Annotated in this window: 4 protein-coding genes and 1 pseudogene; 3 read left to right on the top strand and 2 right to left on the bottom strand. The window is 64.1% G+C overall.

Translation table 11 applies throughout. The features are described from left to right. The 3 genes and pseudogenes from EN884_RS28305 to EN884_RS28295 form a co-directional block, all read left to right on the top strand. Window positions 1-135 (top strand): annotated as a pseudogene (locus EN884_RS28305) (ABC transporter permease); the annotation flags it as partial. A gap of 9 nt (window positions 136-144) precedes the next feature. Further along, complete coding sequence (locus EN884_RS28300) at window positions 145-1,812, top strand: ABC transporter ATP-binding protein (RefSeq protein ID WP_063170043.1); 1,668 nt, start codon at window positions 145-147, stop codon at window positions 1,810-1,812. 19 nt (window positions 1,813-1,831) lie between these two features. Then, window positions 1,832-3,202, top strand: coding sequence for an alpha-glucosidase/alpha-galactosidase (locus tag EN884_RS28295; RefSeq protein WP_063170044.1), 1,371 nt, complete (start codon window positions 1,832-1,834; stop codon window positions 3,200-3,202). A gap of 5 nt (window positions 3,203-3,207) precedes the next feature. On the opposite strand, the gene yacG is transcribed toward EN884_RS28295, so the two are convergent. Then, complete coding sequence (gene yacG / locus EN884_RS28290; RefSeq protein WP_013530195.1) at window positions 3,208-3,405, bottom strand: DNA gyrase inhibitor YacG; 198 nt, start codon at window positions 3,403-3,405, stop codon at window positions 3,208-3,210. Further along, window positions 3,402-4,013, bottom strand: a complete 612-nt coding sequence (locus EN884_RS28285) for a Maf-like protein (protein ID WP_245492001.1) — start codon at window positions 4,011-4,013, stop codon at window positions 3,402-3,404. Before EN884_RS28285 ends, yacG begins: the two co-directional genes overlap by 4 nt. Between the last annotated feature and the right edge of the window lie 2 nt (window positions 4,014-4,015).

Here is a 4,015-nt window from a genome sequence, read left to right as displayed (position 1 = left end):
CTTCAGGACACCGCGACCTATTCCGTCATCGGCACCTATCCCTGGATCCTGTCGCCGGTCGGTTTTGTGCTGGTCACCGTCTTTGCCTTCAACGCGCTGGGCGACGGCCTGCGCGACGCCGTCGACCCTTATTGAGGTGCTGAGATGTCCGTCGCGCTCGCCGAATCCTTCGCACCGATCGTCCGTCACGACCATGATGGACGCCAGGACCAGCCGATCATCGATGCCCGCAACGTCGCCGTGGCCTTCAAGGTGGAGCATGGCGTCGTCGAAGCGGTCAAGGACATCTCGTTCCAGCTCTATCGCGGCGAGACGATCGCCATCGTCGGCGAATCCGGTTCGGGCAAGTCGGTGACGGCGCGCACCGTCATGGGCCTGCTGTCACGGCGCGCCACGGTGTCGCCCGGCTCGAGCGTCTGTTATGACGGGCAAAACATCCTGAAATTTCCCGAGAGCGCCCGGCGCAAGCTGCGCGGCAACCGCATCTCGATGATCTTCCAGGAGCCGATGAGTTCGCTCAACCCGATCTATACGGTCGGCAGCCAGATCGTCGAGGCGATCCGGGTGCATCGTAAGGTCAGCCGCAAACAGGCTTGGGCGCGAGCGCTCGAACTTCTGCAGCACGTGCAGATTCCCGATCCTGCCGCGCGGCTCAGACAATACCCGCATCAGCTCTCGGGCGGGCAACGCCAGCGGGTGATGATCGCCATGGCGCTGGCCAACAATCCCGACGTGCTGATCGCCGATGAGCCGACCACGGCGCTCGATGTCACCGTCCAGGCGCAGATCCTGAACCTGATCCGCAGCCTGCAGAAAGAGCTGCGCATGGCGGTGATCCTGATCACCCACGACCTCACCGTGGTGCGCCAGTTCTCCGACTACGTCTATGTCATGCAGCATGGCGAAATGTGCGAGCACAACGCCACCGAACGGCTGTTCGGCGATCCGCGGCATCCCTATACGAGGCGGCTGCTGGCTTCAGAGCCGCACGGGCAGCCGAAGCCGCTGCCGGAGGGTTGTGGCACCATTCTCGAGGCCAGCGGCGTGCGCGTCTCATTCATGCTGCGCCACGGCACCTTTCTGAAACCCGACTGGCGCGAATTGGTCGCCGTCGACGATCTCAGCCTGAAACTCTGTCGTCATGAGACGCTGGGGCTGGTCGGCGAGTCCGGCTCCGGCAAGACCACCTTCGGCCAGGCCCTGCTCCGGTTGATCGACGCCAAGCGCGGCGAGATCCGTTTCGACGGCAAGCCGATCCACGGCCTGTCGCGGGCCGAGATGCGGCCGTTGCGCTCGCGCATGCAGATCGTCTTCCAGGATCCGTTCTCCTCGCTCAACCCGCGCATGACGATCGGCCAGATCATCGAGGAAGGGCTGATCGTCAACAGCATAGGGGCGACGCGGCGCGAGCGGGTCGAACGGGTGCGCGACGCGCTGGTCAGCGCCGGCATGCCGGGCGATATTCTGTCGCGGTTTCCGCACGAATTCTCCGGCGGCCAGCGACAACGGATCGCGATCGCCCGCGCCATAGCGCTCGAACCAGAATTCATCCTGCTCGACGAGCCGACATCGGCGCTGGACCTCTCCGTCCAGGCGCAGATCATCGACCTCCTGCGCAAGCTGCAGGACGAGCGCGGCCTCAGCTACCTCTTCATCTCGCACGACCTCAAGGTGGTGCGCGCGCTATGCCATCGCGTGATCGTCATGCAGAACGGCAAGATCGTCGAGCAGGGCCCCGTCGACGACGTCCTGTCCAATCCCAAGACCGCTTACACCGAACGGCTCGTCAGGGCCGCTTTCGATGTGGCCTGAACATATGCCGGAGGTTAGCATGGCAAGAAATCCCAAGATCACGTTCATCGGCGCCGGCTCGACGGTGTTCATGAAGAACATTGTCGGCGACGTGCTGCAGCGCCCGTCGCTGTCCGGCGCGACGATCGCGCTGATGGACATCAATCCGCAGCGGCTGGAAGAGAGCGCCATTGTCGTCAACAAGCTGATCGCGACGCTTGGCGTCAAGGCGAAGACCGAGACCCATTCGGATCAGCGCAAGGCGCTGGCCGGCGCCGATTTCGTCGTCGTCGCCTTCCAGATCGGGGGCTACGAGCCCTGCACCGTCACTGACTTCGAGGTGCCGAAGAAATACGGCCTGCGCCAGACGATCGCCGACACGCTCGGCGTCGGCGGCATCATGCGGGGCTTAAGGACCGTGCCGCATCTGTGGAAGGTGTGCGAAGACATGCTCGCCGTCTGCCCGCAGGCGATCATGCTGCAATATGTCAACCCGATGGCGATCAACACCTGGGCGATAGCAGAGAAATACCCTGAGATCAGGCAGGTCGGCCTCTGCCATTCGGTGCAGGGCACGGCAATGGAGCTGGCTGAAGACCTCGACCTTCCCTACGAAGGGATCCGCTATCGCTCGGCCGGCATCAACCACATGGCGTTCTATCTGAAGTTCGAGCATCGCCAGCCGGACGGTTCCTACCGCGACCTCTACCCAGATCTCGTGCGCGCCTATCGCGAAGGCCGCGCGCCCAAGCCCGGCTGGAACCCGCGCTGTGCCAACAAGGTGCGCTACGAGATGCTGACCAGGCTCGGCTATTTCGTCACCGAGAGCTCGGAGCATTTTGCCGAATATACGCCCTATTTCATCAAGGACGGCCGCCCGGACCTGATCGAGAAGTACGGCATCCCGCTTGATGAATATCCCAAGCGCTGCATCGAGCAGATCGAGCGCTGGAAGGGGCAGGCTGAAGCCTATCGCTCGGCCGATCGCATCGAGGTAGAGCAGTCCCGGGAATATGCCTCCTCGATCATGAATTCAGTCTGGACCGGCGAGCCGTCGGTGATCTACGGCAATGTCCGCAACAATGGCTGCATCACCTCGCTGCCTCGGGATTGCGCCGCCGAAGTGCCGTGCCTGGTCGATGCCTCCGGCATCCAGCCGACCTATATAGGCGAGCTGCCGCCGCAATTGACCGCGCTGATCCGCACCAACATCAACGTGCAGGAACTGACGGTGCGGGCTCTGATGACCGAGAACCGCGAGCACATCTACCACGCGGCGATGATGGATCCGCACACCGCGGCCGAACTCGATCTCGACCAGATCTGGTCACTGGTCGACGATCTCTTGGCCGCTCACGGCGACTGGCTGCCGGGCTGGGCGCGGGTGGCGCGCAAGACCGAGGCCGCCTGACGACCTCATTTCGGAGCGTCGGGATCCGTCTCTTCCTCGTCATCGCGGGCCTTGATGACATAGGCGCCCTTCAGCCAGCGGTTGAGGTCGATGTCCTTGCAGCGCGTCGAGCAGAACGGAAAGCTGTCGCGCGCCGAGGGCTTGCCGCATTCGGGACAGGGGCGCTTTGGGCGCAAGGGCGTGACTTTGGGATCGGAATTCACAGCCGGGTTCCCGCCAGCCAGCCGCCATGCACCTTGAAGCCTTCGCCGCTCAGCAGCGCGATGGTCTCATACAGCGGCAGCCCGACGATGTTGGTGTAGGAGCCGACCAGCTTGACGACGAAGGCGCCGGCGAGGCCCTGGACGGCGTAGCCGCCCGCCTTGCCGCGCCATTCGCCCGAGGCGATATAGGCGTCGATCTCTTCGCGCGGCAGCCGCTTGAAACGCACCCGCGTCTCGACCAGGCGCTGGCGCAGCTTGCCACCCGGGGTGATAAGGCAGATGCCGGAATAGACCCGATGCGAACGGCCCGACAACAGCCCGAGACAGTTGGCGGCGTCGTCGAGGGTTTCTGCCTTGGGCAGGATGCGCCGCCCGACGGCAACCACCGTGTCGGCGGCCAGCACGAAACCCGGCGCATAGTCGGCTTCGGTCTTCAGTGACGCAAACGCCTTTTCGGCCTTTTCCTTCGACAGCCGCTTGGCCAGCGAGCGCGGATGCTCGGCACGCAGCGGCGTCTCGTCGATATCGGCCGGCAGCACGCGGTCCGGCTCGATCCCGGCCTGCTGCAAGAGCTCGATTCGGCGCGGCGAACCCGAGGCAAGCACCAGCT

Source organism: Mesorhizobium sp. M7A.F.Ca.AU.001.01.1.1 (assembly GCF_004022735.1).
GTDB classification, from domain to species: Bacteria; Pseudomonadota; Alphaproteobacteria; order Rhizobiales; family Rhizobiaceae; genus Mesorhizobium; species Mesorhizobium ciceri.
This window is presented reverse-complemented; position numbering and strand designations above follow the sequence as displayed.

Coding starts and splice junctions, on each gene's coding strand:
- EN884_RS28295 (WP_063170044.1), top strand. CDS start 1,832: ATGGCAAGAAATCCCAAGATCACGTTCATCGGCGCCGGCTCGACGGTG.
- EN884_RS28300 (WP_063170043.1), top strand. CDS start 145: ATGTCCGTCGCGCTCGCCGAATCCTTCGCACCGATCGTCCGTCACGAC.